The sequence below is a fragment of the Bradyrhizobium uaiense genome, from assembly GCF_010811875.1.
In the GTDB taxonomy this organism is placed as follows: Bacteria; Pseudomonadota; Alphaproteobacteria; order Rhizobiales; family Xanthobacteraceae; genus Bradyrhizobium; species Bradyrhizobium uaiense.
The window spans coordinates 1-223 of sequence record NZ_VKHP01001212.1 but is presented as its reverse complement, the minus strand read 5'-3'; the positions used below and the strand labels follow the sequence as shown (position 1 = coordinate 223).

Sequence of the window (223 nt, the reverse complement as noted above, 5' to 3'; positions counted from 1 at the left end):
GGTGTTTGGTGGCGGATATTTGAGGCGATGTCCGATGATCCGGACTTCGAATATCTGATCGTCGATTCCACCATCGTTCGGGCGCATCAGCACGCCGCCGGCGCCAAAAAAGGGGGTCTGAAGATCAGGCGATCGGCCGCTCGCGCGGGGGCCTGAGCACCAAGATACATCTGGCCGTTCGAGGCTTGGGATGTCCGGTGCGGTTCACGCTGACCGCGGGTCA

At 61.4% G+C, this 223-nt stretch carries 1 pseudogene; it reads left to right on the top strand.

The window, feature by feature from the left end:
- Positions 1 to 223: pseudogene (locus FNJ47_RS55840) on the top strand (IS5/IS1182 family transposase); the annotation flags it as partial.